The sequence below is a fragment of the Serratia sp. DFXYC6 genome, assembly GCF_057196085.1.
Genome location: NZ_JBXUNV010000005.1, coordinates 205,340 through 229,523 on the forward strand (window position 1 = coordinate 205,340; position 24,184 = coordinate 229,523).

22 protein-coding genes and 4 tRNA genes are annotated in these 24,184 nt (G+C 59.9%); 20 read left to right on the plus strand and 6 right to left on the minus strand.

Features of this window, described 5'->3' with window-relative positions; all coding sequences use genetic code 11:
• Positions 1-36: 36 nt before the first annotated feature.
• From rfbA to AC2CGQ_RS22015, 13 genes are all read left to right on the plus strand, one after another.
• Positions 37-918 carry a glucose-1-phosphate thymidylyltransferase RfbA gene (gene rfbA / locus AC2CGQ_RS21955; protein WP_015376254.1) on the plus strand — a complete coding sequence of 294 codons (882 nt, stop codon included), beginning with the start codon at positions 37-39 and terminating at the stop codon, positions 916-918.
• Positions 896-1,624: a dTDP-4-amino-4,6-dideoxy-D-galactose acyltransferase gene (gene rffC, locus AC2CGQ_RS21960; RefSeq protein WP_118892565.1), complete on the plus strand. Its 729-nt coding sequence runs from the start codon at positions 896-898 to the stop codon at positions 1,622-1,624. Before rfbA ends, rffC begins: the two co-directional genes overlap by 23 nt.
• Positions 1,611-2,741, plus strand: coding sequence for a dTDP-4-amino-4,6-dideoxygalactose transaminase (gene rffA / locus AC2CGQ_RS21965; RefSeq protein WP_048326565.1), 1,131 nt, complete (start codon positions 1,611-1,613; stop codon positions 2,739-2,741). The genes rffC and rffA overlap by 14 nt, the downstream gene beginning before the upstream one ends.
• A 1-nt stretch (position 2,742) precedes the next feature.
• On the plus strand, positions 2,743-3,993 hold the full coding sequence (wzxE, locus tag AC2CGQ_RS21970) for a lipid III flippase WzxE (protein ID WP_015376257.1): 1,251 nt from the start codon (positions 2,743-2,745) through the stop codon (positions 3,991-3,993).
• Entirely contained in the window at positions 3,990-5,075 is a 1,086-nt protein-coding gene (locus tag AC2CGQ_RS21975; RefSeq protein ID WP_015376258.1) for a TDP-N-acetylfucosamine:lipid II N-acetylfucosaminyltransferase, read from the plus strand. The genes wzxE and AC2CGQ_RS21975 overlap by 4 nt, the downstream gene beginning before the upstream one ends.
• Complete coding sequence (gene wzyE / locus AC2CGQ_RS21980; protein ID WP_015376259.1) at positions 5,072-6,439, plus strand: ECA oligosaccharide polymerase; 1,368 nt, start codon at positions 5,072-5,074, stop codon at positions 6,437-6,439. The genes AC2CGQ_RS21975 and wzyE overlap by 4 nt, the downstream gene beginning before the upstream one ends.
• Before the next feature lie 14 nt (positions 6,440-6,453).
• Positions 6,454-7,194 (plus strand): lipopolysaccharide N-acetylmannosaminouronosyltransferase, encoded by a 741-nt coding sequence (gene wecG / locus AC2CGQ_RS21985; RefSeq protein ID WP_004934224.1) that lies wholly within the window; start codon positions 6,454-6,456, stop codon positions 7,192-7,194.
• Positions 7,195-7,559: 365 nt separating this feature from the next.
• Positions 7,560-8,963, plus strand: a complete 1,404-nt coding sequence (thrP, locus tag AC2CGQ_RS21990) for a bifunctional threonine/serine APC transporter ThrP (protein WP_004934226.1) — start codon at positions 7,560-7,562, stop codon at positions 8,961-8,963.
• Between the two features lie 135 nt (positions 8,964-9,098).
• Positions 9,099-9,175 (plus strand) — tRNA-Arg (locus AC2CGQ_RS21995).
• 63 nt (positions 9,176-9,238) lie between these two features.
• Positions 9,239-9,314, plus strand: a tRNA-His gene (locus AC2CGQ_RS22000).
• A 41-nt stretch (positions 9,315-9,355) separates the two neighbouring features.
• Positions 9,356-9,442 (plus strand) — tRNA-Leu (locus tag AC2CGQ_RS22005).
• A gap of 74 nt (positions 9,443-9,516) precedes the next feature.
• Positions 9,517-9,593, plus strand: a tRNA-Pro gene (locus AC2CGQ_RS22010).
• Between the two features lie 55 nt (positions 9,594-9,648).
• Complete coding sequence (locus AC2CGQ_RS22015; protein ID WP_164095907.1) at positions 9,649-9,885, plus strand: hypothetical protein; 237 nt, start codon at positions 9,649-9,651, stop codon at positions 9,883-9,885.
• Positions 9,886-10,314: 429 nt separating this feature from the next.
• On the opposite strand, the gene hemY is transcribed toward AC2CGQ_RS22015, so the two are convergent.
• From hemY to hemC, 4 genes are read right to left on the minus strand one after another with little or no spacing between them, the layout of a single operon-like run.
• A complete protein-coding gene (gene hemY / locus AC2CGQ_RS22020) occupies positions 10,315-11,511 on the minus strand; it encodes a protoheme IX biogenesis protein HemY (RefSeq protein WP_004934228.1) in 1,197 nt (398 codons plus the stop codon).
• A gap of 3 nt (positions 11,512-11,514) precedes the next feature.
• Positions 11,515-12,639 (minus strand): uroporphyrinogen-III C-methyltransferase, encoded by a 1,125-nt coding sequence (gene hemX / locus AC2CGQ_RS22025; RefSeq protein WP_015376260.1) that lies wholly within the window; start codon positions 12,637-12,639, stop codon positions 11,515-11,517.
• Positions 12,640-12,661: 22 nt separating this feature from the next.
• Positions 12,662-13,402: a uroporphyrinogen-III synthase gene (gene hemD / locus AC2CGQ_RS22030; RefSeq protein ID WP_015376261.1), complete on the minus strand. Its 741-nt coding sequence runs from the start codon at positions 13,400-13,402 to the stop codon at positions 12,662-12,664.
• Positions 13,399-14,340, minus strand: a complete 942-nt coding sequence (gene hemC / locus AC2CGQ_RS22035; RefSeq protein WP_004934233.1) for a hydroxymethylbilane synthase — start codon at positions 14,338-14,340, stop codon at positions 13,399-13,401. Before hemC ends, hemD begins: the two co-directional genes overlap by 4 nt.
• A 316-nt stretch (positions 14,341-14,656) precedes the next feature.
• Between hemC and AC2CGQ_RS22040 the strand changes: the two genes are divergently transcribed.
• Positions 14,657-17,209, plus strand: coding sequence for a class I adenylate cyclase (locus AC2CGQ_RS22040; protein ID WP_019452546.1), 2,553 nt, complete (start codon positions 14,657-14,659; stop codon positions 17,207-17,209).
• A gap of 36 nt (positions 17,210-17,245) precedes the next feature.
• Here AC2CGQ_RS22040 and cyaY read toward each other — a convergent pair whose 3' ends face one another.
• Complete coding sequence (gene cyaY / locus AC2CGQ_RS22045; RefSeq protein ID WP_015376263.1) at positions 17,246-17,566, minus strand: iron donor protein CyaY; 321 nt, start codon at positions 17,564-17,566, stop codon at positions 17,246-17,248.
• Between the two features lie 78 nt (positions 17,567-17,644).
• On the opposite strand from cyaY, the gene lptM reads away from it, so the two are divergent.
• From lptM to uvrD, 6 genes are all read left to right on the plus strand, one after another.
• A complete protein-coding gene (gene lptM, locus AC2CGQ_RS22050) occupies positions 17,645-17,851 on the plus strand; it encodes an LPS translocon maturation chaperone LptM (protein WP_004934241.1) in 207 nt (68 codons plus the stop codon).
• A gap of 71 nt (positions 17,852-17,922) precedes the next feature.
• Positions 17,923-18,747 (plus strand): diaminopimelate epimerase, encoded by an 825-nt coding sequence (gene dapF / locus AC2CGQ_RS22055; protein WP_015376265.1) that lies wholly within the window; start codon positions 17,923-17,925, stop codon positions 18,745-18,747.
• Positions 18,744-19,457, plus strand: a complete 714-nt coding sequence (locus tag AC2CGQ_RS22060) for a DUF484 domain-containing protein (RefSeq protein ID WP_004934247.1) — start codon at positions 18,744-18,746, stop codon at positions 19,455-19,457. The genes dapF and AC2CGQ_RS22060 overlap by 4 nt, the downstream gene beginning before the upstream one ends.
• The gene (gene xerC / locus AC2CGQ_RS22065) at positions 19,454-20,365 is read left to right on the plus strand and encodes a tyrosine recombinase XerC (RefSeq protein WP_015376266.1); all 912 of its coding nucleotides are present in this window, start codon (positions 19,454-19,456) and stop codon (positions 20,363-20,365) included. The genes AC2CGQ_RS22060 and xerC overlap by 4 nt, the downstream gene beginning before the upstream one ends.
• A complete protein-coding gene (gene yigB, locus AC2CGQ_RS22070) occupies positions 20,365-21,081 on the plus strand; it encodes a 5-amino-6-(5-phospho-D-ribitylamino)uracil phosphatase YigB (protein ID WP_015376267.1) in 717 nt (238 codons plus the stop codon). The genes xerC and yigB overlap by 1 nt, the downstream gene beginning before the upstream one ends.
• A 78-nt stretch (positions 21,082-21,159) precedes the next feature.
• Positions 21,160-23,322, plus strand: coding sequence for a DNA helicase II (uvrD, locus tag AC2CGQ_RS22075; protein WP_015376268.1), 2,163 nt, complete (start codon positions 21,160-21,162; stop codon positions 23,320-23,322).
• Between the two features lie 43 nt (positions 23,323-23,365).
• Here the strand turns inward: uvrD and AC2CGQ_RS22080 are convergent, their stop codons facing one another.
• Positions 23,366-23,839, minus strand: a complete 474-nt coding sequence (locus AC2CGQ_RS22080; RefSeq protein WP_004934257.1) for a WbuC family cupin fold metalloprotein — start codon at positions 23,837-23,839, stop codon at positions 23,366-23,368.
• Positions 23,840-24,184 lie beyond the last annotated feature (345 nt).

Here is a 24,184-nt window from a genome sequence, read left to right on the forward strand (position 1 = left end):
TCGCTTTGCGGCGGTGCGGCGGGTTTTGGAGTAAGTATGAAAGGTATTGTGCTGGCTGGCGGTTCCGGTACGCGTCTGCATCCGATCACGCGCGGCGTGTCCAAGCAACTGCTGCCGATTTATGACAAGCCGATGATCTATTACCCGCTGTCGGTACTGATGTTGGCAGGGATCAAAGACATTCTGATTATCTCCACGCCGGAAGATCTGCCTTCTTTCAAGCGTTTGTTGGGCAGCGGCGAAGCGTTTGGCATCAATCTCAGCTATGCCGAGCAGCCTAGCCCCGATGGCCTGGCTCAGGCATTTCTGATTGGCGAAGAATTCTTGGCCGGCGAGCCGAGCTGCCTGGTGTTGGGCGATAATATTTACTTTGGTCAGGGGTTCAGTCCCAAGCTGAGAAGCGTTGCGGCGCGCACCGCCGGTGCCACTGTATTTGGCTATCAGGTGATGGATCCCGAGCGTTTCGGCGTGGTGGAGTTTGACGACCACTTCCGCGCGCTGTCGATCGAAGAAAAGCCGGTTAAACCGAAGTCCAATTGGGCGGTGACCGGATTATATTTTTATGATGCTCAGGTGGTGGAGTTCGCCAAGCAGATCAAGCCGTCAGCTCGGGGAGAATTGGAGATCACCAGCATCAACCAGATGTATCTGGAGCGTGGCGAGCTGACCGTCGAGCTGCTGGGGCGCGGTTTTGCCTGGCTGGACACCGGGACTCACGACAGCCTGCTGGAAGCCAGTAGCTTCGTGCAGACGGTAGAGAAACGTCAGGGCTTTAAAATCGCCTGTCTTGAAGAGATCGCCTGGCGCAATGGCTGGCTGGATGATGAGGGCGTGAAACGCGCGGCTCAGACGCTGGCCAAAACAGGTTACGGCAAATACTTACTGGATTTATTGCATGCACGTCCACGCCAGTATTGAACCGCTGAATTGGGAGAGCGACTTCTTCCAATTGAAGAGCGCCAAGTTGCATTTCGACGACTCTGCGGCCCCCGTGAGCAACGCTGATTTGGATGCTTATGCGTTGGTGCAGGCTAAAATCCCCGCTTACCGATTGGAGTGGGCCGATGCACTGTCGGCGCTGGGCTTCCGGCTGGTCGAAGGCGAAGTGGATCTGGCCGTGAACATTGCAACTGGACGCGAGACGGTCGATACCGCTGCGGCCGGGGTGCGCATGGCCGTGCCCGAGGACATCCCGTCGTTGCGGGCTGCCGCCGGTGAGGTGTTCGCCGCCAGCCGATTTCGCGCACCGTGGTACGAGCGCACCGATAGCGGGCGATTCTATGCGGCCTGGATCGAAAAAGCGGTGCTGGGCACCTTCGATCATCAATGCTTGCTGGTATTGGGTAACCAGGGGCAACCTGAAGGCTTTGTCAGCCTGCGCGACATTGGCGGCCAGGAAATGCGTATCGGCTTGCTGGCGGCCTACCCCGGCGCATCAGGCCGGGGCATTGGTTCCAGACTGATGGCGGCGGCGCTGGCCGAATGTCGGCGGCAGGGGATGCAACGCCTGCGGGTTGCGACCCAGGTAGGCAATATCGCCGCATTACGACTCTATCAACGACAGGGTGCCGTGATTGAAAGCACCGCGTACTGGTTATACAGAGGTAGACATGATTCCATTTAACGCTCCACCGGTTGTTGGCACTGAACTGGAATATATGCAGGCTGCGATGAGCAGCGGCAAGTTGTGCGGCGACGGCGGTTTTACCCGTCGCTGCCAGCAGTGGATGGAACAGCGTTTCGGCAGCGCGAAAGTGCTGTTGACGCCTTCCTGCACCGCGTCGTTGGAAATGGCCGCCATCCTGCTGGATATCCAGCCGGGTGACGAAGTGATCATGCCGAGCTTTACCTTCGTTTCCACCGCCAACGCCTTTGTGCTGCGCGGTGCCAAAGTGGTGTTCGTCGACCTGCGTCCGGACACCATGAACATCGACGAAACCAAAATCGAAGCGGCGATCACCGATAAAACCCGCGCGATTGTACCGGTGCACTATGCCGGCGTTGCCTGTGAGATGGATACCATCATGGCGCTGGCGAAGAAATATAACCTCTTCGTGGTGGAAGACGCCGCGCAGGGCGTGATGTCGACCTACAAAGGCAAGGCATTGGGCACCATCGGCCATATCGGCTGCTTCAGCTTCCATGAAACCAAAAACTACACCGCCGGCGGCGAAGGCGGCGCGACGCTGGTGAACGATCCTGCCCTGATCGATCGGGCTGAAGTCATCCGCGAGAAGGGCACCAACCGCAGTCAGTTCTTCCGTGGCCAGGTCGACAAATATACCTGGCGCGACATCGGTTCCAGCTATCTGATGTCTGACCTGCAGGCCGCCTACCTGTGGGGCCAGCTGGAAGTGGCGGAACGCATCAACCAGCGCCGTTTGGCTCTGTGGCAGAAGTACTACGACAGCTTCCTGCCGTTGGCGCAGGCCGGCCGTATCGAGTTGCCGACTGTGCCGGCGGACTGCGAGCACAATGCGCACATGTTCTATATCAAGCTGCGTGATATCGACGATCGCACCGCCTTTATCGACTACCTGAAGGAAGCTGAGATCATGACGGTGTTTCACTATATCCCGCTGCATGCGTGCCCGGCCGGCGAACAGTTTGGCCGCTTTGCCGGTGAAGATCGCTATACCAGCCAGGAAAGCGCGCGCCTGGTGCGTTTGCCGCTGTTCTACAATATGTCCGATGCTAATCAACGTACGGTAATCAATACCATCCTGAGCTTCTTCGCCTGATATGTCGTTGGCAAAAGCGTCGATATGGACCGCCGGCTCCACGCTGATCAAGATTGGCGTGGGGCTGTTGGTGGTGAAACTGCTGGCGGTGGCGTTTGGCCCCAGCGGCGTGGGGCAGGCGGGTAACTTTCGCCAGTTGATCACCGTGCTGGGCGTGCTGTCCGGCGCGGGCATTTTTAACGGCATCACCAAATACGTGGCGGAGTACCATCAGGACTCGCAGCGTCTGCGCCTGGCGGTCGGTACCGCATCGAGCATCGTGCTGGGTTTTTCGACCTTGCTGGCGCTGGTGTTTTTGTTCGCCGCCGAGCCGATCAGCATCGGGCTGTTCGGGCATGCCGATTACGTCGGCGTGGTGCGCGCCGTCGCCTTCATTCAGATGGGCATCGCCTACGCCAACCTGTTCATGGCGGTGCTGAAAGGCTATCGCGACGCGATGGGCAACGCGCTGGCGGTGATCGGCGGCAGCCTGATCGGCGTGATGGCTTATTATCTGTGCTTCAAGCTGGGGGGCTATGAAGGCGCGCTGGCAGGGCTGGCGTTGGTGCCGGCGTTGGTGGTGCTGCCGGCCGGGCTGATGCTGTGGCGGCGCAAAACGTTGCCGCTGCGCTACCTGGCGCCGCGCTGGGACAAAGGGGTGGCCGGCAACCTCGGCAAATTCACCCTCATGGCGTTGATCACCTCGGTGACGCTGCCGGTGGCCTACGTGATGATGCGTAACCTGTTGGCCGCGCATTACGGTTGGGATGAGGTGGGGATCTGGCAAGGCGTCAGCAGCATTTCCGATGCCTATCTGCAGTTTATCACCGCCTCGTTTACCGTCTATCTGCTGCCGACGCTGTCGCGGTTGACGGACAAGGGCGCCATCTCGCGGGAGATCGTGCGCTCGCTGAAATTCGTGCTGCCGGCGGTAGCGGCGGCGAGCTTTACGGTGTGGTTGCTGCGTGATTTCGCCATCTGGCTGTTGTTCTCGGACAAGTTCGTCGCCATGCGCGATCTGTTTGCCTGGCAACTGGTGGGCGACGTGCTGAAAGTCGGGGCCTATGTGTTCGGCTATTTGGTGATCGCCAAAGCGTCGCTGCGCTTTTATATCCTGACGGAAGTCAGCCAGTTTCTGCTGCTGACGCTGTTCTCGCACTGGCTGATCCCACTGCGCGGCGCGCTGGGGGCGGCTCAGGCCTATATGGCAACCTACATCGTGTATTTCGCGCTCTGTAGCTGCGTGTTTCTTATTTATCGTAGACGAGTATGACCATACTGATTCACGTTCTGGGATCCGATATCCCACATCATAACCAGACGGTGCTGCGCTTCTTCAACGACGTGTTGGCGCCGCGTCTGCCGGCTGAGCAGACGCGGCATTTTATGGTGGCGGCCAAGGATGTGGCGGCACTGGGAGATTTCCCCGCCCTGAACATTGAGCCCTACGCGGACAAGAAAAGCCTGGCGGCGGCGGTCATCGCGCGCGCCCAAGCCGATCGCGATACGCGTTTCTTCCTGCACGGCCAGTTCAACCCGGGGCTGTGGCTGGCGCTGCTGAGCGGCAAGATCAAGGCGCGTCAGGTCAGTTGGCATATTTGGGGCGCCGATCTGTATGAGGACGCCACCAGCTGGAAATTCCGGTTGTTCTATCTGCTGCGCCGCATTGCGCAGGGGCGGGTAGGGAATGTGTTTGCCACTCGCGGCGACGTGATTCACTACCAGCAGCGCCATGCGCGGGTGCCGGCCTCGCTGCTGTATTTCCCTACCCGCATGGATCCGGCGCTGACCGACGTTCACGTCGAGAAAAACCTGGCCGGGCCGATGACGATTCTGGTGGGCAACTCCGGCGATCGCAGCAATCGGCATATCGAAGCGCTGCAGGCGATTCATCAGCAGTTCGGCGCCGACGTGCGCGTGATCCTGCCGATGGGTTATCCGGCCAACAACGATGCTTACATCGAGCAGGTGCGCGCCGCCGGGTTGCCGCTGTTCGGCGAGAAAAACCTGCAGCTGCTCACGCAGCAGGTGGCATTCGAGGACTACCTCAATATTCTGCGCGCCTGCGATCTGGGCTATTTCATTTTCAATCGCCAGCAGGGGATTGGCACCCTGTGCCTGCTGATTCAGTTCGGCGTGCCTTTTGTGCTCAGCCGGCAAAACCCGTTCTGGCAGGATTTGGCGGAACAGCACCTGCCGGTGCTGTTCTACGGCGATTCGCTGGACGAGGCGGTGGTGCGCGAAGCGCAGCGTCAGCTGGCGGCGGTGGATAAACAGGCGATCGCCTTCTTCAATCCGAACTATGTTGACGGCTGGCAGCAGGCCCTGGCGCTGGCGGCGGGAGAGCACTCATGACGTTGGCGCAATTCGGCGGCCTGTTTGTCGTCTATCTGGTCAGCCTGACGTTTATCCTGACGCTGACCTACCAGGAGTTTCGGCGCGTGCGCTTTAACTTCAACGTCTTCTTCTCGTTGCTGTATTTGCTGACGTTCTATTTCGGCTTCCCGTTAACCTGCCTGCTGGTGTTTCAGTTTGACGTCGAGGTGGTGCCGGTGGAGTTTCTGCTGTATGCCCTGCTGTCGGCGACGGCGTTTTACGCCATCTATTACGTCACTTACAAGACCCGGCTGCGCAAGCGCCGCACTCAGCCGCGCGCGGCGCTGTTTACCATGAACCGGGTAGAGACTCATATGACCTGGGTGCTGCTGGCGCTGGTGGCGATCGGTACCGTTGGGATCTTCTTCATGCAGAACGGCTTCCTGCTGTTCAAGCTCAATTCCTACAGTCAGATCTTCTCCAGCGACGTGTCCGGCGTGGCGCTCAAGCGGTTCTTCTACTTCTTCATTCCGGCGATGCTGGTGGTCTATTTCCTGCGGCAGGATCTGCGCGCCTGGTTTTTGTTCCTGGTGGCGACGGTGGCGTTCGGTATTCTGACCTACGTGATCGTCGGCGGCACCCGTGCCAACATCATTATCGCTTTCGCGCTGTTCTTGTTTATCGGCATCGTGCGCGGCTGGATCACGCTGTGGATGCTGGCGGCGGCGGGCATATTCGGCGTGGTCGGCATGTTCTGGCTGGCGTTGAAGCGCTATAGCCTGGACGTCAGCGGCGCGGAAGCGTTTTATACCTTCCTCTATCTGACCCGAGACACCTTCTCGCCGTGGGAAAACCTGGCGCTGCTGCTGCAAAATTACGACAAGATCGATTTCCAGGGCCTGGCGCCGATCTTGCGTGATTTCTACGTCTTTATCCCAACCTGGCTATGGCCGGGCCGGCCGGACGTGGTGCTGAACTCGGCCAACTATTTCACCTGGGAAGTGCTGAACAACCACTCCGGGCTGGCGATATCCCCGACGCTGATCGGTTCGCTGGTGGTGATGGGCGGCGCGCTGTTCATCCCGCTCGGCGCGATTCTGGTGGGTATGATCATCAAGTGGTTCGACTGGCTGTATGAGCTGGGCAAAACAGAGCCGAACCGCTATAAGGCGGCTATCCTGCAAGGATTCTGCTTCGGCGCGGTGTTCAACATGATTGTATTGGCGCGCGAAGGGGTGGACTCATTCGTTTCGCGCGTGGTGTTCTTCTGCATTATTTTCGGCGCCTGTCTGGTGCTGGCGAAGTTGCTGTATTGGCTGTTCGATACCGCCGGGCTCATCAAGGCCAGAGTGACGCGCGCCCGCGCGCTGGCCTCTTCCCCACGGGCGGACGGTCTTTTGTAAGGGTAATGACGACGATGGAAACAAAGATTTCGGTGCCGCAGTATGAGCTGCGCGGTTTCAGCCTGTGGGGCTTTCGCGATATGGCGCACTGTATGGATTTTCTGTTCGACGGCGGCCGGGTCAAACAGGGCACGCTGGTGGCGATGAATGCGGAAAAGATCCTGAAGGCGGAAGAGGACCCGGCGCTGCATGCGTTGCTGGATGAAGCGGAGTACAAGTACGCCGACGGCATCAGCATGGTGCGCTCGATTCGCCGCAAATACCCGGCGGCGGATGTGTCGCGCGTCGCGGGCGCCGATCTGTGGGAAGCGTTGATGCAGCGCGCCGGCCGCGAAGGCACGCCGGTCTTCTTGGTCGGCGGCAAGCCGGAAGTCTTGGCGGAAACCGAGCAGAAGCTGCGCAGCCAGTGGAATGTCAACCTGGTGGGCAGCCAGGACGGCTATTTCAAACCGGATCAGCGAGAGGCGTTGTTCGAGCGTATTCGCGCCAGCGGCGCCGCTATCGTGACGGTGGCGATGGGATCGCCGAAGCAGGAGATCCTGATGCGCGACTGCCGCAAGGTGCATCCGCAGGCGCTGTATATGGGCGTGGGCGGCACCTACGACGTTTTTACCGGCCATGTGAAGCGTGCGCCCAAGGTGTGGCAGAACCTTGGTCTGGAATGGCTCTACCGCCTGCTCAGCCAACCCAGCCGCATCGGCCGTCAGTTGAAGCTGTTGAAGTTTGTCGGCTACTACTACAGCGGCAAGATGTAACCCCTCATCCGGGGTGGAAAGTGCTGTTCCGCTCCGGACTGCTGTACCAATAATCTGCTTTTGTGCGTTTCTCCCGCATATCTATAACCCTCGGCCCTAAACGCCGCAGCATTTATTCCATAAAGTTTTAAATTGCGGTTTGCTTATAGCGGCGAAATGCGAAACGATACCGCCCGGAAATTATCCCTGGCCGCTGAAGCCTGATGCGACAGCGCTGAACGATGTCCTTCTCACGGTAACTTCGCTCCGACTACCCGTTGATGCCAGTCCGATCGGCAGGGGATGATTTATTCTTTTAATAATGACAATAACGACCGGCAGCGGCCGGCAGGCAAACACAACCCGAGAAAAATTATTGAGGATTTATGGCACACAAAGAGAAACCGCAAGGGCTACACCGGGGTCTTGAGGCCCGGCACATCGAGCTTATCGCTCTGGGGGGCACCATCGGCGTCGGCCTGTTTATGGGCTCGGCCAGTACGCTGAAGTGGGCGGGGCCATCGGTGCTGCTGGCTTACATCATCGCCGGGCTGTTCGTATTCTTCATTATGCGTTCGATGGGAGAAATGCTGTTCCTTGAGCCGGTCGCCGGGTCGTTTGCCGTTTACGCGCATAAGTACATGAATCCCTACTTCGGTTATCTGACCGCCTGGGGCTACTGGTTTATGTGGATTGCCGTCGGCATTTCTGAGATCACCGCCATCGGGGTGTATGTGCAGTTCTGGTTCCCGGAAATACCGCAGTGGGTGCCGGCGCTGATTGCCGTGGCGATGGTGGCGCTGGCCAACCTGGCGGCGGTGCGCCTGTATGGGGAGCTGGAGTTCTGGTTCGCCATGATCAAGGTCACCACTATCATCGTGATGATTCTGGTGGGGCTGGGGGTGATCTTCTTCGGCTTCGGCAACGGCGGTGAACCTATCGGTTTCGCCAATTTGACGGCGCACGGCGGTTTCTTTGCCGGCGGCTGGAAAGGCTTCCTGTTTGCGCTGTGCATCGTGGTGGCGTCCTATCAGGGGGTTGAGCTGGTGGGCATCACCGCCGGGGAAGCCAAGAACCCGCAGGTGACACTGAAACGCGCGATCAACAATATCCTGTGGCGCATCCTGATCTTCTATGTCGGCGCGATCTTCGTCATCGTGACCATCTTCCCGTGGAACGGCATCGGCACCACCGGCAGCCCGTTCGTGCTGACCTTCGCCAAGATCGGCATCGTCGCCGCCGCCGGCATCATCAACTTCGTGGTACTGACCGCCGCGCTTTCCGGCTGCAACAGCGGCATGTACAGCGGCGGCCGCATGCTGTACGCCCTGGCCAAGAATCGCCAACTGCCGGCGGCGCTGACCAAGCTTTCCGCCAGCGGCGTGCCGGTCAACTGCATCGCCGTCACCATTGGCTGCCTGTTGGTGGGCTCCGCGCTGAACTACATCATCCCTAATCCGGAGCAGGTGTTCGTCTATGTCTACAGCGCCAGCGTGTTGCCGGGCATGGTGCCGTGGTTCGTGGTGCTGATCAGCCAGCTCTATTTCCGCCGCGCCCATAAGGAAGCGATCAAAAACCACAGCTTTAAGTCGATCATGTTCCCGTATGTGAACTATCTGACCATCGCTTTTCTGGTTTGCGTACTGGTCGGCATGGGAATCAACCCGGATACGCGAATTTCCCTGCTGGTCGGGGCGATTTTCTTAGCGGGCGTCAGCCTGTGCTACTTCGCTTTCGGCATGCATAAGAAACATCATCCGGCTGAAAATCGGGTAGAAACACGGCAATAAACGGTGAAAAGGGGCTACGGAGTGCGCTTTCCTGCGCAGGAGTGAGCAAAGCGTAATCAAACGCAACATTTCTGCGAAAAAGCACTAGACAGGATTGGCGTAAATCCGTAGTATCCCCTCCCGCAACGGCGCTACGCGCCCGTAGCTCAGCTGGATAGAGCGCTGCCCTCCGGAGGCAGAGGTCTCAGGTTCGAATCCTGTCGGGCGCGCCATTAAGTTTGTGCGCAGGAGCTGCGGTGGTAATATTACCGCGTGAGTAAGAAGAAGTAGTAATGGTGGCTATAGCTCAGTTGGTAGAGCCCTGGATTGTGATTCCAGTTGTCGTGGGTTCGAGTCCCATTAGCCACCCCACTTCCTGATGAAGTGAAGATTTAGCAGTATTTTGTGACAGTGCGAAGGTGGCGGAATTGGTAGACGCGCTAGCTTCAGGTGTTAGTGTTCTTACGGACGTGAGGGTTCAAGTCCCTCTCTTCGCACCACGCAAAATATCTGATAAATATAAGATTTATATGGACAACGGTCTGATAAATCGGGTAGTATGAGCAACACAAATCGGCGAGTAGCGCAGCTTGGTAGCGCAACTGGTTTGGGACCAGTGGGTCGGAGGTTCGAATCCTCTCTCGCCGACCACATTCGAAAAACCTGCTTTTTAAAGCAGGTTTTTTTTCGTCTGCAGTTTATGAGGATGAGTACCTCCGCAGGAGGAGCCTCGCGAAGCGAGACGAGAAGGCAGGCCCGCGCAGCAATGTGCGGGCTTTTTGCATCCATGAGGGCTGGCATCTTGTGCCTGCCTGTGAGCATGTTGGTTTTCAGCGACATGACCATCCAGCGCTGTCGTCAGGTTGAGACAAATAATTTATTGATTTTAAAAGATAAAAATGGATTTGGCTTAAGCCGTCGTTTTGAAGCGACATTCTTATAACGGCCGCTGGCATGGAATGCCAGGGAGAGGTATCAGGCAGGAAGGGTGGGGAGGAAGTATAAATTATTTATATTTCAATGCATTGAATTAAATTTCCTATTGGAAATGGGCTCAATCTAAAAGTTGGCACGTCAAATGCATTATCTATAGCGTAGATGCTCATTCCACCTCTTATGTTCGCCTTAGGCTTCATAAACCCTGGGAATGACGCAGAGCCGATTTAGGGTGCCTATCGCCCACGAGAACGATGACTAACCCGTCATCACGCTCAGGGCAAAACGTTGAGTGAGGCACCGCCCCTGTTGTCCTAGACCTGATTGCTTCTTTATACACTTGCCATACGGCAAGTGTTTTTTTTTGCGCCACAGAAAACCCTGGGCAAAAAAAAGCGCGGCATCGGAGCCGCGCTTTTCTCACTTGGGCAGGGCGTTATTCGCCGCCGTTCTGTTTCAGCGTCAACATCAGTCCCTCACGTCGCATCTGCGCCGCTTCATCCGAACGATGCAGTTTTTCCAGCGTATCGGCCAACCAGGCGTAGTCGTAAGCATCCGGGCGCTGTTTCAACGCTTCGCGGAAAGCGTCGGCCGCTTGCTGCCACTCGCCGTGCTTCATCAGCAGTTGCCCCAGCGTGCTGTTCAGCAGCGGCGTCGCGCCGTGTTGCTTCATCTGCTGACGCAGCGCTTTTTCCAACTGCTCGGGGTTGCCGGACTTCAGCCGCGGCAGCAACAGCACCAGGCGCTCGTCATATTGGCGCTTCAGGCTGTCGAGCACAATCTCCTGCGCCAGTTCGTGGTCGTTGCATTCGATCAGGTGCTCCACCATCGCGATTTGCAGCGGCACTTCGTGACGCGTCTTGCGGCTCTGATCTTTCCACCAGCGCTTCAGGCCTTCGCTGCCTTCGTCCGCCATCGCCTGATTCATCAGCCCGATATAAGCCTGTTGCTGCAATGCCTGCAGCTGCTCTTCACTGTGCAGCTCGATTTTACGCATCGACGGCAGCACTTCCAGCAGCGACGCGTAGGCGCCGGTGCGCAGATAGGCTTGTTCCGCCAGGCGCAACACTTCCGGATGGCGCGGCGCCTGGTTCAGCAGGCGATCGACGCCGTGGCGCGCGGCATGGTTCTCGCCCTGCGCCAGCTGGATGCGAACCCGGGTGATATCCACCGGCAGCTGATCGGTATCGGCGGCTTCAGCGGCGCGCTCCAGATATTGGTTGGTACGGAAGTCATCGCCGCGTTGTTGTGCGGCCTCGGCGGCCAGCAGGTAGTTCACCACCGGTTGCTCAGCGTGATCGGCGTTGCGCGTCATCAGCTTTTCAACCTGCTTGTAGTCGCCTTCCGCCAGTTTGATCAGCGCGGCTTTGGTTTGCTGGCGCGCGCGGGTGCGCTTGCGGCCGATAAACCAGCCGCGCGTGCGGGCGCCGGTACGGAAGATACGGCGCAGGATCCATTCGATCGCCAGCAGCACCACGAACAGCAGCACCAGCATGATCACCAGGCCGGTGACGCTGGTTTCAATATTGTAATTATCGGTCTGGATCAGCACATAGCCCTGATGCCCGGCTAACATCGGCCCGAGCACCACGCTGGCGATCACCACCAGGAACAGAAATAGCACGCGTAACATGGCTTAACCCTCCTGGTGAGCGGCAGGGGACTGGGTCATCAGGTTGCGCACCCGGGTCTGCATCACTTTTTCCAGCAGCGGCTGGCTCTTCAGCTGATCCGGCACATCCATCGAGATCGACTGTTGGCTCAGGTTGTCCAGTTCTTCCAGGAAGGCCTTGGTCGCCGGGTCGGTGGTGTCGAAATAGGCGCGCACCCAGGTGGAGACGGTTTCCAGCGACTGCTTGTAGGTCTCGTTCTGATGGCGCGGGATGGCCTGTGCGGCCACCAGCAGGCGCGAACGGATGTTCTCGCGCAGGTAGATGTCCTGGTTCGGCGCCAGCAGCGGTTCGGCGCTGGTGTCGCGGCGGCGGATGGTGATGAAGTCGGCCATGAAATTGCGCCAGCTCTTGGCCAGGTTCTGCCGCCATTCGCCGATCGAGCCGGAGAGCTCGCTGCTGTTTTGATCCATCGGCGCTTCGTCGGTGTCGTTGTCCGCCAGGCGCAGGTTATCCACCTGATTGGACAGCTGATTGACCTTGAGGATGATGCCGTCGTAATCGACCTGGGTCAGCGTGGAAAGCGTGCTGATGTCTTCGGTAATGGCGCGGCGCACGTCGAGCAGGCTCGGATCGTTCATGTCCGCCAGGCTGGCGTCGGCGCTTTTCAGCAGCGCGGCGGCGCTGGTGACGTCCTGATCGCTCCACAGCTTGCGGCCGGCCATTTTCACCAGGAAATCGGCCTGCGCCAGCAGCCAGGTTTTGGCGTCGCTGCCGGAGATGGTCGCCACTTTTTCCTGCAGCTCGCTCAGTTGGCGCGCCAGATTCGCCTGCTCGCGATCGGCGGCGTCCAGGGTTTTACCCTGCTGTTGCAGCAGGCCTTCCAGCGCGTTTCTTTCCTGCTGCTGGCTCTGCTTTACGCCTTCAAGCTGCTGCTGCAGTGCCTGATTGGCGGCGATCAGCTGTTGCGCCTGCTTGTGCGTGTGGTAATAGCCGCCCGCGCCGAGGGCGATGACCAGCACGATAGCGATCGCGCCGAGCACCGGGCCGGTGTTCTTGCCTTTGCGGCTGGCAGCGGCTGGCTGCTGGGAGCTCTCAACCGCGGTGGTTGGCTCTTCAACCGGGGCGGATGGGGTATTTTGTTCCGTCATAGTGGCACATCCCATAGTCAGATTATTGTAGCGCGCGGATCAGCGCGTCATTATCGGCGTTGTCAGCTACCCGAATCGTACGCCAGCCCAAGTCCCGGGCGAGGGTAGCCAGGCGTTCGCTCACTACTACCAGGCGGCAACGCAGCAGCCATGAAGAACGATAGTAATCAGGAACTAAAGTATAGAGCTGTTGTAACATTTCACCGCTGGTCACCACCAGCGTATCCACACCGGCGCGCTGCCAGTGGGCGCTTTGCTCGCTGCCGTCATAGTGCACCGGGCTGCGTTGATAACATTCATAATAGCTGACGTCGGCGCCGCGCTCGCTCAGCGTCGACCCCAACAGTTCGCGGCCGCCGTTGCCGCGTAAAATCAGCGCGCGTTTGCCCGCCAGCTTTTGCAGCGCCGGCAGCAGCAGCAGCGTTTCGCTGATCTCGCGTTCGCGCGGGTACTCCACCGGCAAACTGCTGATGCGGTGCAGCGCCAGCCCGGTGGTGCGACCGATGGCGTAATAAGTCAGGTGCGCGGGCCAGCTCAGCCCGGCGCGGCCGATAACCGAATCGGCATAACTCACCGAATGCTGCGACAGCACGAACACCAGATCGCCGGCGCTAAGCTGCTGCAACGCCTGCGGCAGCTTCGGCAGATCGCCGCCGGGGGCGAAGTCGATCAGCGGTGCATGATAGGCAACCCGGCCGAGCGCGCGCAGCCGGCTCACCAGCAGCTCTCCCGAAGGCGATGGGCGGGTTACCAGAATGGTCATGCCGGCGGATTTCCCTGATAAACTTCGCGCAGGATCTCGCGCGCGCCGCGCGCCAGCAGCTCTTCCGCCAGCTCAACGCCCATCCGTTCGGCCTCGGCGGCCGGGCCGCGGCGCTCGCCGCGCACCATCTGGCTGCCGTCCGGCGCGCCGACCAGCGCGCGCAGCCACAGGCTGTCGCCATCCAGTTCGGCATAGCTGCCGATCGGTACCTGGCAGCCGCCTTCCAGGCGGGTGTTCATCGCCCGTTCGGCGCGCACGCGGGTTTCGGTGGCCGCATGGTTCAGCGGCGCCAGCAGCGCGCGGGTGACGCTGTCGTCGAGACGGCATTCAATGCCGACCGCACCCTGGCCGACCGCCGGCAGACACTCTTCGGCGCTCAGCGGGCTGCGGATGCGTTGCTCCAGACCTAAACGCTTCAGGCCGGCCACCGCCAGGATAATCGCGTCGTAGTCGCCGTTGTCCAGCTTGGCCAGGCGAGTGCCGACGTTGCCGCGCAGGTCGCGCACGATCAGATCCGGGCGGCGTTCACGCAGCTGGCACTGGCGGCGTAGGCTGGAGGTGCCGACCACGCTGCCCTGCGGCAGCTGATCGAGCGAGGCGAAACGATTGGAAACAAAAGCGTCGCGCGGATCTTCGCGTTCGCAAATGGTGGTCAAACCGAGCCCGGCAGGGAAATCGACCGGCACGTCTTTCATCGAATGCACGGCGATGTCGGCGCGGCCTTCCAGCAGCGCCAGCTCGAGTTCTTTAACAAACAGGCCTTTACCGCCGACTTTCGCCAACGGCGTATCCAGAATAACGTCGCCGCGGGTGACCATCGGCACCAACTCGACCTGCAGGCCGGGATGGCAGGCCATCAGACGTTGCTGCACATAATGTGCTTGCCAAAGAGCAAGCGGGCTTTGTCGGGTGGCAATTCGAATAATTTTGTCTAACATGCTTGTTACCGTTTTTATATTTCGCCATCCATCCTACCACTGAGAGCCAATACTGTCAGTGCAAGAAGCCGGAGGCGGAAAAAGGACAACGGAATCAAAGGGACGTGTGATGTGCTTTGGGGCAGTTAACACTGCGGGTAAATCGTTTAGGGAAGCGCTACAATAATTGTGAAGCGTTACCTCCTTTACGGTCAATCAGCAAGGTGTTAAATTGATCACGTTTCCAGCAATAAGTCGCCAAATATTCTTCTTACACTAACGGCGCTTATGGAATACGGGTTTTTTTCTAAACACCGGGATAATCAGGCGAGACGTCTTGTACCTCTACATCGAGACATTGAAGCAGAGACTGGATGCGATCAATCAGCTACGCGTCGATCGCGCCCTGGCGGCTATGAAGCCCGCGTTTCAACGGGTATACAGTCTGCTGCCCACCTTACTGCACCACCACCACCCGCTGATGCCGGGTTACCTGAACGGTAACGTTCCCCACGGCATTTGCCTCTACACGCCTGATGAAACTCAACAAGATTACCTGAACGATTTAGAAGACAAATGGGGCAGCCCGTTTGACAAACCGGCCAGCGGCGAGCTGCCGATCACCGGCGTCTATTCGATGGGCAGCACCTCGTCTATCGGCCAAAGCTGCAGCTCGGATCTCGATATCTGGGTCTGCCACCAGTCCTGGCTGGACAACGAAGAACGCACCCGCCTGCAGCAAAAATGCAGCCTGCTTGAGAAGTGGGCCGCCTCGATGGGGGTGGAAGTCAGCTTCTTCCTGATCGACGAAAACCGTTTCCGCCATAATGAAAGCGGCAGCCTGGGCGGCGAAGACTGCGGCTCGACGCAGCACATCCTGTTGCTGGACGAGTTCTACCGCACCGCGGTGCGCCTGGCCGGCAAACGCATCCTGTGGAACATGGTGCCGGGCGAAGAAGAAGCGCACTACGATGAATACGTGCTGTCGCTGTACGCGCAGGGCGCGCTGACGCCGAACGAGTGGCTGGATCTCGGCGGCCTGAGTTCGCTGTCGGCGGAAGAGTACTTCGGCGCCAGCCTGTGGCAGCTGTACAAGAGCATCGATTCGCCTTACAAGGCGGTGCTGAAGACCCTGCTGCTGGAAGCCTATTCCTGGGAATACCCCAATACCCAGCTGCTGGCGACGGACATCAAACATCGCCTGCATCAGGGCGAGATCGTCAGCTTCGGGCTCGACGCCTACTGCATGATGCTCGAGCGCGTGACCCGCTATCTGACCGACATCAACGACACCACCCGCCTCGATCTGGCCCGCCGCTGTTTCTACCTGAAAGTGTGTGAAAAGCTGTCGCTGGCCAAGGCCTGCGTCGGCTGGCGGCGCGAGATCCTCAGCCAACTGGTCAGCGAGTGGGGCTGGAGCGAAGAGCGTCTGGCGATGCTGGACAACCGTGCCAACTGGAAGATCGAGCGGGTGCGCGAAGCGCATAACGAGTTGCTCGATGCGATGATGCAGAGCTACCGCAACCTGATCCGTTTCGCCCGCCGCAATAACCTCAGCGTCAGCGCCAGCCCGCAGGATATCGGCGTGCTGACCCGCAAACTGTATGCGGCGTTCGAAGCGCTGCCCGGCAAGGTGACGCTGGTGAACCCGCAGATTTCGCCGGACCTGTCGGAAAACGATTTAACCTTTATTCATGTGCCGGTTGGCCGCGCCAACCGCACCGGCTGGTACCTGTACAATCAGGCGCCGGCCATGGATTCGATAGTCAGCCATCAGCCGCTGGAATATAACCGCTACCTGAACAAGCTGGTGGCCTGGGCCTATTTCAACGGCCTGCTGACGCCGCAGACCCGCCTGCACATCAAGAGCGGCAACCTGTGCGACACCGCCAAGCTGCAGGAGCTGGTGGCCGACGTTTCTCATCACTTCCCGCTGCGCCTGCCGGCGCCGACGCCGAAAGCGCTGTACAGCCCGTGCGAGATTCGCCATCTGGCGATCATCGTCAATCTGGAAAACGATCCGACCGCCGCCTTCCGCAATCAGGTGGTGCACTTCGATTTCCGCAAGCTGGACGTGTTCAGCTTCGGCCAGCAGCAGCAGTGTTTGGTGGGCAGCATCGATCTGCTGTACCGCAACTCCTGGAACGAAGTGCGTACCCTGCATTTCAGCGGCGAGCAGTCGGTGCTGGAAGCGCTGAAAACCATTCTCGGCAAAATGCATCAGGACGCCGCACCGCCGGAGTCGGTGGAAGTGTTCTGCTACAGCCAGCACCTGCGCGGCCTGATCCGCACCCGCATTCAGCAGTTGGTATCGGAATGCATCGAGCTGCGCCTGTCCAGCACCCGGCTGGAACCCGGCCGCTTCAAGGCGGTGCGCGTCGCCGGGCAGACCTGGGGGCTGTTCTTCGAGCGCCTGAGCGTGTCGGTGCAAAAACTGGAGAATGCGGTGGAGTTTTACGGTGCCATCTCCAACAACAAGCTGCACGGCCTGTCTATCAAGGTGGAAACCGATCAGGTGCATCTGCCGCCGGTGGTGGATGGCTTCGCCAGCGAAGGGATCATCCAGTTCTTCTTCGAAGACACCTCGGATGACAAGGGTTTCAACATCTATATTCTGGACGAGTCGAATCGGGTGGAGGTGTATCACCACTGCGAGGGCAGTAAAGAAGAGCTGGTGCGCGACGTCAGCCGCTTCTACTCTTCATCGCACGATCGTTTCACCTACGGCTCCAGCTTCATCAACTTTAACCTGCCGCAGTTCTATCAAATCGTGCAGCTCGACGGGCGCACGCAGGTGATCCCGTTCCGCAGCAACGTGCTGTCCAGCCTGTGTGTGACGGTGGCCGACGGCGCCGCTCAGCCGCTGAAGCAGCAGTTCCAGCTGCATTGACGCCGCAAGGGCTCGGTGGCCGAGCCCCGCATTGCCTCAGGAAAAACGCAGTTCCTCACCGGCCTGCGCGCTGGCCGCTTCGCTGAGCAGTTGGTAAAACGGCTGCCCGCTGCGATCGCATAACCAGACGCCGTCGCGGTAGTTGAAGTGGTAACCGCCGGCCTTGGTGGCGAGCCACACCTGGTGCAGCGGCTCCTGGCGGTTGATGACAATTTTGGTGCCGTTTTCGAAGCTCAGCGTCATCACGCCGCCATTGGTTTCGTAATCGATGTCCGCATCGCCGTCAAAATCGTCCAGTGTCTCTTCAATATTCAGCATCAGCTGGTCGGCCAACTGGTGAAACTCGCTGTCGTTCATATTCAATTCCTATTGCTTTTCATGATCCACCTGCGATTATAGAGACCTTGGACGCATGAATTACAGGCATTAATGCAAATGAAAAAACAACTACGCTATGCGCTGATGGCAGTTCTGGTTACCGGCCTCGCCGGCTGTGGTCTGAAAGGCCCGCTTTACTTCCCGCCTGCCGACCCCGCCAGCCAAAAACCGGCCAAGCCGCCGGTGCAAACGGGCGATCAGGTGCAAAAGAACCAGCAGGAGCAGTCTGGCTCTCAGCAAAAACCGTCGATGGTTGACCAGTAACACCCTGTTTGCGGTGGCGAGCGCCGCCGTAAAATCAAGACGGATAGCGCGTCCAGATAGCGGAGTATGATATGCAGTTCTCCAAAATGCACGGTCTGGGCAACGACTTTATGGTGGTCGATGCCGTTACACAGAATGTCTATTTTTCACCTGAGCTGATCCGCCGGCTGGCCGATCGGCACCTGGGCGTCGGCTTTGACCAGATGCTGGTGGTAGAACCGCCTTACGATCCCGAACTGGATTTTCACTACCGAATTTTTAACGCCGACGGCAGCGAAGTGGCGCAGTGCGGCAACGGCGCGCGTTGCTTCGCGCGCTTCGTGCGGCTGAAAGGGCTGACCAACAAACGCGACATCCGCGTCAGCACCCAAACCGGGCGCATGGTGCTCAGCGTCACCGACGACGATCTGGTGTGCGTCAACATGGGTGAGCCGAATTTCGACCCGCAGGCGGTGCCGTTCCGCGCCGCCAAGGCTGAAAAGACCTACATCATGCGCGCGGCGGAACATACCGTGTTGTGCGGCGTGGTGTCGATGGGCAACCCGCATTGTGTTTTGCAGGTGGACGACGTAAACACCGCCAAGGTGGAGCTGCTCGGGCCGGTGCTGGAAGGGCATGAACGCTTCCCGGAACGGGCCAACATCGGCTTTATGCAGGTGGTCAGCCGCGATCATATCAAGCTGCGCGTTTATGAGCGCGGCGCCGGTGAAACGCAGGCCTGCGGCAGCGGCGCCTGTGCGGCGGTGGCGGTGGGGATCCAACAGGAATTGCTGTCAGAAGAAGTGCATGTAGAGCTGCCGGGCGGCAGCCTGCATATTCGCTGGAAAGGGCCGGGCAACCCGCTGTTTATGACCGGTCCGGCAACCCATGTCTATGACGGATTTATTCATCTATGAAAAGCGTAGAAGAACAGAGCGTCGCCGGCCTGGCGCTGGATGACGACACCGTGATGCAGTATCTGCTGCAGAACCCGGATTTCTTTATTCGCAACGCGCGCCAGGTTGAGCAGATGCGCGTGCCTCACCCGGTGCGTGGCACCGTTTCGCTGGTGGAATGGCATCTGGCCCGCCAGCGCAATCATATCGAACGGCTGGAAGAAGAGATCACGCTGCTGATGGAGCAGGCCAGCGCCAACGAAGGGCTGTTCGCCAGGCTGCTGCACCTGCAGGCCGATCTGGCCACCGCCGACAGCTTGCAGGACATGCTCAACCGGCTGCAGCGCTGGGCGCGCGGCTTCGGTTTGGCCGGCGCCACGGTGCGTCTGTTCGCCGAGCGCTGGAATATCGGCGCGCCTTCCGATTTCACCCATCTGGCGCTGACGCGTTCGGCGTTCGAGCCGTTCCGCATCCAGCGGCTGGGCAGCGAACAACACTACCTCGGCGGCCTGAACGGCCCCGAACTGCTGCTGCTGTTGCCGCAGGCCAAACAGATCGGCCAGATTGGTTCGGTAGCGCTGTCGATGCTGGGCGACGATGGCGAGCTGGGCATGGTGATCTTCAGCAGCCGCGATACGCAACATTATCAGCAGGGCATGGGCACGGTAATGCTCAATCAACTGGCGCGCATGCTGCCGGAACTGCTGGAACGCTGGATCGAACGCGCATGACGCCGATTGCGCCCAGCCTGCAGCAGCCGGTGGACGCTTTTCTGCGTTATCTCAAGGTAGAACGGCAACTCAGCCCGCTGACGCAGCTCAGCTATTCACGCCAGCTGACGGCGCTGATGTGCCTGGCGCAGGAGATCGGCGTCACCGACTGGGCGGCGCTGGATGCCGCCCGGGTGCGCATGCTGGCGGCGCGCAGCAAACGCGCCGGCCTGCAGTCCGCCAGCCTGGCGCTGCGGCTCTCTTCGTTGCGCAGTTTCCTCGACTGGCTGGTCAGCCAGGGCGTGCTGCACGCCAACCCGGCCAAAGGCATCCGCACGCCGCGCAGCGGTCGCCATCTGCCGAAAAATATCGACGTCGATGAAATGAACCAACTGCTGGAGATCGATCTCAACGATCCGCTGGCGGTGCGCGATCGCGCCATGCTGGAGGTGATGTACGGCGCCGGCCTGCGTCTTTCCGAGCTGGTGGGGCTGGATTGCCGCCATGTCGATATGGCGGCCGGCGAGGTGTGGGTGATGGGGAAAGGCAGCAAAGAGCGTAAACTGCCGATCGGACGCACCGCCGTCACCTGGCTGGAACACTGGCTGGCGATGCGCGATCTGTTTGGGCCGCAGGATGATGCGATGTTTCTGTCCAATCAGGGGCGACGCATCTCGACGCGCAACGTGCAAAAGCGCTTCGCCGAATGGGGCGTGAAACAGGGCGTCAACAGCCACATTCACCCGCACAAACTGCGTCACTCCTTTGCTACCCACATGCTGGAGTCCAGCGGCGACCTGCGCGCGGTGCAGGAGCTGCTCGGCCACGCCAACCTGACCACCACGCAAATTTATACCCACCTCGACTTTCAACATCTGGCGAACGTGTACGATGCCGCGCATCCGCGCGCCAAACGGGGGAAATCCTGATGCATTTTTATCGCCCGCTGCGCCCGCTGGCGGCGCTGACTTTCGATCTGGACGACACGCTGTATGACAACCGTCCGGTGATCCGGCAAACCGAGCAGCAGTCGGTGGCCTTCCTGCAGAGCTACCATCCCGGCCTGAACAGCTTCCAGTCGGCGGATTTCCACCGTCTGCGCCAGGAGCTGCGTGAGCAGGATCCGGAGATCTACCACGACGTCACCCAGTGGCGCTGGCGCGCCATTCATCTGGCGCTGAGCCGGCAGGGGCTGCGCGACGCCGAAGCCGCGATCGGAGCCGATGCGGCGATGCAAAACTTCGCGCTGTGGCGCAGCCGCATCGAGGTGCCGGAAGCGACCCACGCCACGCTGAAGGCGCTGGCCGCGCGCTACCCGCTGGTGGCGATCACCAACGGCAACGCCGATCCGGCGCAGTGCGGCCTGGACGGTTACTTCCAGTTCGTGTTGCGATCCGGGCCGGACGGGCGCGCCAAGCCGTATCAAGACATGTATCACCTGGCCGTCGAACGGCTGGGCGTGGCGCCCGGGCAGATCCTGCACGTGGGCGACGATCTGACTACCGACGTCGCCGGCGCGCTGCGCGCGGGGCTGCAGGCCTGTTGGATCAACGATCGGCAACGCTGCCTGATGCAGGCCGCCGACAGCCGCCTGCTGCCGCATATTGAGATTTCGCAGTTGGCATCGCTGACAGCATTGTTATAATCCCTGCCAGAACTCTGTATAAATTTCCAGTGAAAAACTCGTCACCGGCGGGTTTTCCCTTAACCATTAGTGGTGCCTATGGACGTCTCCGATCTGCTCGACAGCCTGAATGAAAAACAACGTGAAGCCGTGGCGGCGCCGCGCAGCAACCTGTTGGTTCTGGCCGGAGCGGGCAGCGGCAAGACGCGGGTGCTGGTGCATCGCATCGCCTGGCTGCTGTCGGTGGAGAACTGCTCGCCGTATTCGATTATGGCGGTGACCTTCACCAACAAGGCGGCGGCGGAAATGCGTCACCGAATCGAACATCTGATCGGCACCAGCCAGGGCGGCATGTGGATCGGCACCTTCCACGGCCTGGCGCATCGTCTGTTGCGCGCCCACCACCTGGAAGCCAACCTGCCGCAGGATTTCCAGATCCTCGACAGCGATGACCAGCTGCGGTTGCTCAAGCGCATCATCAAGGCGCTGAACGTCGACGAGAAGCAGTGGCCGCCGCGTCAGGCGATGTGGTACATCAACGGCAAGAAAGATGAGGGCCTGCGCCCGCAGCACGTCGAAACCTACAACAACCCGGTGGAGGCCACCTGGCTGCGCATCTACCAGGCCTATCAGGAAGCCTGCGATCGCGCGGGGCTGGTGGATTTCGCCGAGCTGCTGCTGCGCGCGCACGAGCTATGGCTGAACAAGCCGCATATCCTCAACCACTACCGCGAGCGTTTCACCAACGTGCTGGTGGATGAATTCCAGGATACCAACAGCATCCAGTACGCCTGGATCCGCCTGCTGGCGGGCGGCAACAGCAGCGTGATGATCGTCGGCGACGATGACCAGTCAATCTACGGTTGGCGCGGCGCGCAGGTGGAAAACATCCAGCGCTTCCTGAAGGATTTCCCCGGCGCGGAAACCATCCGTCTGGAGCAGAACTACCGTTCCACCAGCAACATCCTGAAAGCGGCCAACACCCTGATCGCCAACAACGACGGGCGCATGGGCAAAAACCTGTGGACCGAAGGCGGTGAAGGCGAGCCGATTTCCCTCTACTGCGCCTTCAACGAACTCGACGAAGCGCGCTTCGTGGTCAACCGCATCAAGACCTGGCAAGACAACGGCGGCGCGCTGAACGACTGCGCCATCCTGTACCGCAGCAACGCCCAGTCGCGGGTGCTGGAAGAGGCGCTGTTGCAGACGGCGATGCCGTACCGCATCTACGGCGGCCAGCGCTTCTTCGAACGCCAGGAAATCAAGGATGCGCTGGCTTACCTGCGCCTCATTTCCAACCGCAACGACGACGCAGCCTTCGAGCGCGTGGTCAATACCCCGACGCGCGGCATCGGCGATCGCACCCTCGACGTGGTGCGCCAGGCGGCGCGCGATCGCCAGCTGACGCTGTGGCAGGCGACGCGCGAGCTAATGCAGGACAAGGTGTTGGCCGGCCGCGCCGCGTCGGCGCTGCAGCGTTTCATCGAACTGGTGGAATCGCTGGCGCATGAAACCGCCGACATGCCGCTGCATGTGCAGACCGACCGGGTGATCCGCGACTCCGGGCTGTTCATCATGTATGAACAGGAGAAGGGCGAGAAGGGGCAGGCGCGTATCGAAAACCTCGAGGAACTGGTGACGGCGACGCGCCAGTTCAGCTATCAGGACGAAGATCAGGATCTGATGCCGCTGCAGGCGTTCCTGTCGCATGCGGCGCTGGAAGCGGGCGAAGGCCAGGCCGACGCCTATCAGGACGCGGTGCAGCTGATGACTCTGCACTCGGCCAAGGGGCTGGAGTTCCCGCTGGTGTTTATCGTCGGCATGGAAGAGGGCATGTTCCCGAGCCAGATGTCGCTGGATGAAGGCGGCCGTCTGGAGGAGGAGCGCCGTCTGGCCTATGTGGGCGTAACGCGCGCCATGCAGAAGCTGACGCTGACCTATGCCGAAACGCGCCGTCTGTACGGCAAAGAGGTTTACCATCGGCCGTCGCGCTTTATCGGCGAACTGCCGGAGGAGTGCGTGGAAGAAGTGCGCCTGCGCGCCAGCGTATCGCGCCCGGTCAATCACCGCCGCATGGGCACGCCGATCAGCGAGAACGATACCGGCTATAAGCTGGGCCAGCGCGTGCGCCATCCCAAGTTTGGCGAAGGCACCATCGTCAATCTGGAGGGCAGCGGCGAGCACAGCCGGCTGCAGATCGCCTTCCCGGGTGAAGGCATCAAATGGCTGGTGGCGGCCTACGCGCGTTTGGAAACGGTCTAACGAGAGAGGCGTTGCAGGGGCAAGCCCCTGCAATCGTTCACCATCAGTGAGGGTAGCGGTCGCCGACCTGTGCGGTGGCGTACCAGCGCATCACTGCTTCGGTACCTTCGCCGCCTTCCTGCGGCGCCCACGGCATGCAGTCTTCTTCGGTCAGCGCCTGATACGGTCCCTGCTTCACTTCGAACACCACGCCGCCGGCATCGACCGACAGCACCGCATGCCAGGTAAAGGCCGGCATCTCCAGCACTTTGGTTTCTTCGCCGAGCAGGGTGCGCTGCGTCACGACGCCGTCATCGTTGAACTGTAACACGACGAAACGGCCGCGCAGCGGCGTCAGCAGCTCCCAGGTTTGCGGGTGGCGGTGCGGGCGGATATAGGTGCCGGGTTCCATGGCGATCGCCAGGCGTTGCACCGGGTCGCTCAGCTCTTCGTGTAAGGTGCGGTGCGCGCGCAGGCGGGCCACGCTGGCGGCCTGTTCGCTCATCGCGGTCAGTTCATGGGCGGTAATCTGTTTCATCGTTTAAATCCGCATGCTTGTCGTACCATTAGGGTGATGTCATCTTAGCAACATTCTGGGAGGTGGTAAGCGATCGCCGCGACTTTTTCAGTACGGTTTAAGCGCCATTTCTGCCATTGATCATCGTGATGATTTGTTGCGCAATTATCCCGCCTAACGTGTTGACAGGCTTTTTCTTCTCGGCGTAACATGCGCGCACTATTATCATTGAGGACAGACGCCTTGGACACACCCAGTAGATACTGGCTCACTGACCTGCGCCGCAGGTATAACTTCTAAGGCTCTCCGTTTTTGCTGATAGCCTTCGTGGTTGTCGGCGACCCCGCAAAGCGTCGCTATGAGTCA

Bases quoted from the DNA above. Each gene is read 5' to 3' on its own strand.
- wzxE (WP_015376257.1), top strand. From the start codon at position 2,743: ATGTCGTTGGCAAAAGCGTCGATATGGACCGCCGGCTCCACGCTGATC.
- thrP (WP_004934226.1), top strand. From the start codon at position 7,560: ATGGCACACAAAGAGAAACCGCAAGGGCTACACCGGGGTCTTGAGGCC.
- AC2CGQ_RS22060 (WP_004934247.1), top strand. From the start codon at position 18,744: ATGAAAAGCGTAGAAGAACAGAGCGTCGCCGGCCTGGCGCTGGATGAC.
- hemD (WP_015376261.1), bottom strand. From the start codon at position 13,402: ATGACCATTCTGGTAACCCGCCCATCGCCTTCGGGAGAGCTGCTGGTG.
- dapF (WP_015376265.1), top strand. From the start codon at position 17,923: ATGCAGTTCTCCAAAATGCACGGTCTGGGCAACGACTTTATGGTGGTC.
- hemY (WP_004934228.1), bottom strand. From the start codon at position 11,511: ATGTTACGCGTGCTATTTCTGTTCCTGGTGGTGATCGCCAGCGTGGTG.
- uvrD (WP_015376268.1), top strand. From the start codon at position 21,160: ATGGACGTCTCCGATCTGCTCGACAGCCTGAATGAAAAACAACGTGAA.
- rffC (WP_118892565.1), top strand. From the start codon at position 896: ATGCACGTCCACGCCAGTATTGAACCGCTGAATTGGGAGAGCGACTTC.
- lptM (WP_004934241.1), top strand. From the start codon at position 17,645: ATGAAAAAACAACTACGCTATGCGCTGATGGCAGTTCTGGTTACCGGC.
- hemX (WP_015376260.1), bottom strand. From the start codon at position 12,639: ATGACGGAACAAAATACCCCATCCGCCCCGGTTGAAGAGCCAACCACC.
- wzyE (WP_015376259.1), top strand. From the start codon at position 5,072: ATGACGTTGGCGCAATTCGGCGGCCTGTTTGTCGTCTATCTGGTCAGC.
- cyaY (WP_015376263.1), bottom strand. From the start codon at position 17,566: ATGAACGACAGCGAGTTTCACCAGTTGGCCGACCAGCTGATGCTGAAT.
- AC2CGQ_RS22015 (WP_164095907.1), top strand. From the start codon at position 9,649: ATGAGTACCTCCGCAGGAGGAGCCTCGCGAAGCGAGACGAGAAGGCAG.
- AC2CGQ_RS22080 (WP_004934257.1), bottom strand. From the start codon at position 23,839: ATGAAACAGATTACCGCCCATGAACTGACCGCGATGAGCGAACAGGCC.
- wecG (WP_004934224.1), top strand. From the start codon at position 6,454: ATGGAAACAAAGATTTCGGTGCCGCAGTATGAGCTGCGCGGTTTCAGC.
- rffA (WP_048326565.1), top strand. From the start codon at position 1,611: ATGATTCCATTTAACGCTCCACCGGTTGTTGGCACTGAACTGGAATAT.
- yigB (WP_015376267.1), top strand. From the start codon at position 20,365: ATGCATTTTTATCGCCCGCTGCGCCCGCTGGCGGCGCTGACTTTCGAT.
- xerC (WP_015376266.1), top strand. From the start codon at position 19,454: ATGACGCCGATTGCGCCCAGCCTGCAGCAGCCGGTGGACGCTTTTCTG.
- AC2CGQ_RS21975 (WP_015376258.1), top strand. From the start codon at position 3,990: ATGACCATACTGATTCACGTTCTGGGATCCGATATCCCACATCATAAC.
- rfbA (WP_015376254.1), top strand. From the start codon at position 37: ATGAAAGGTATTGTGCTGGCTGGCGGTTCCGGTACGCGTCTGCATCCG.
- hemC (WP_004934233.1), bottom strand. From the start codon at position 14,340: ATGTTAGACAAAATTATTCGAATTGCCACCCGACAAAGCCCGCTTGCT.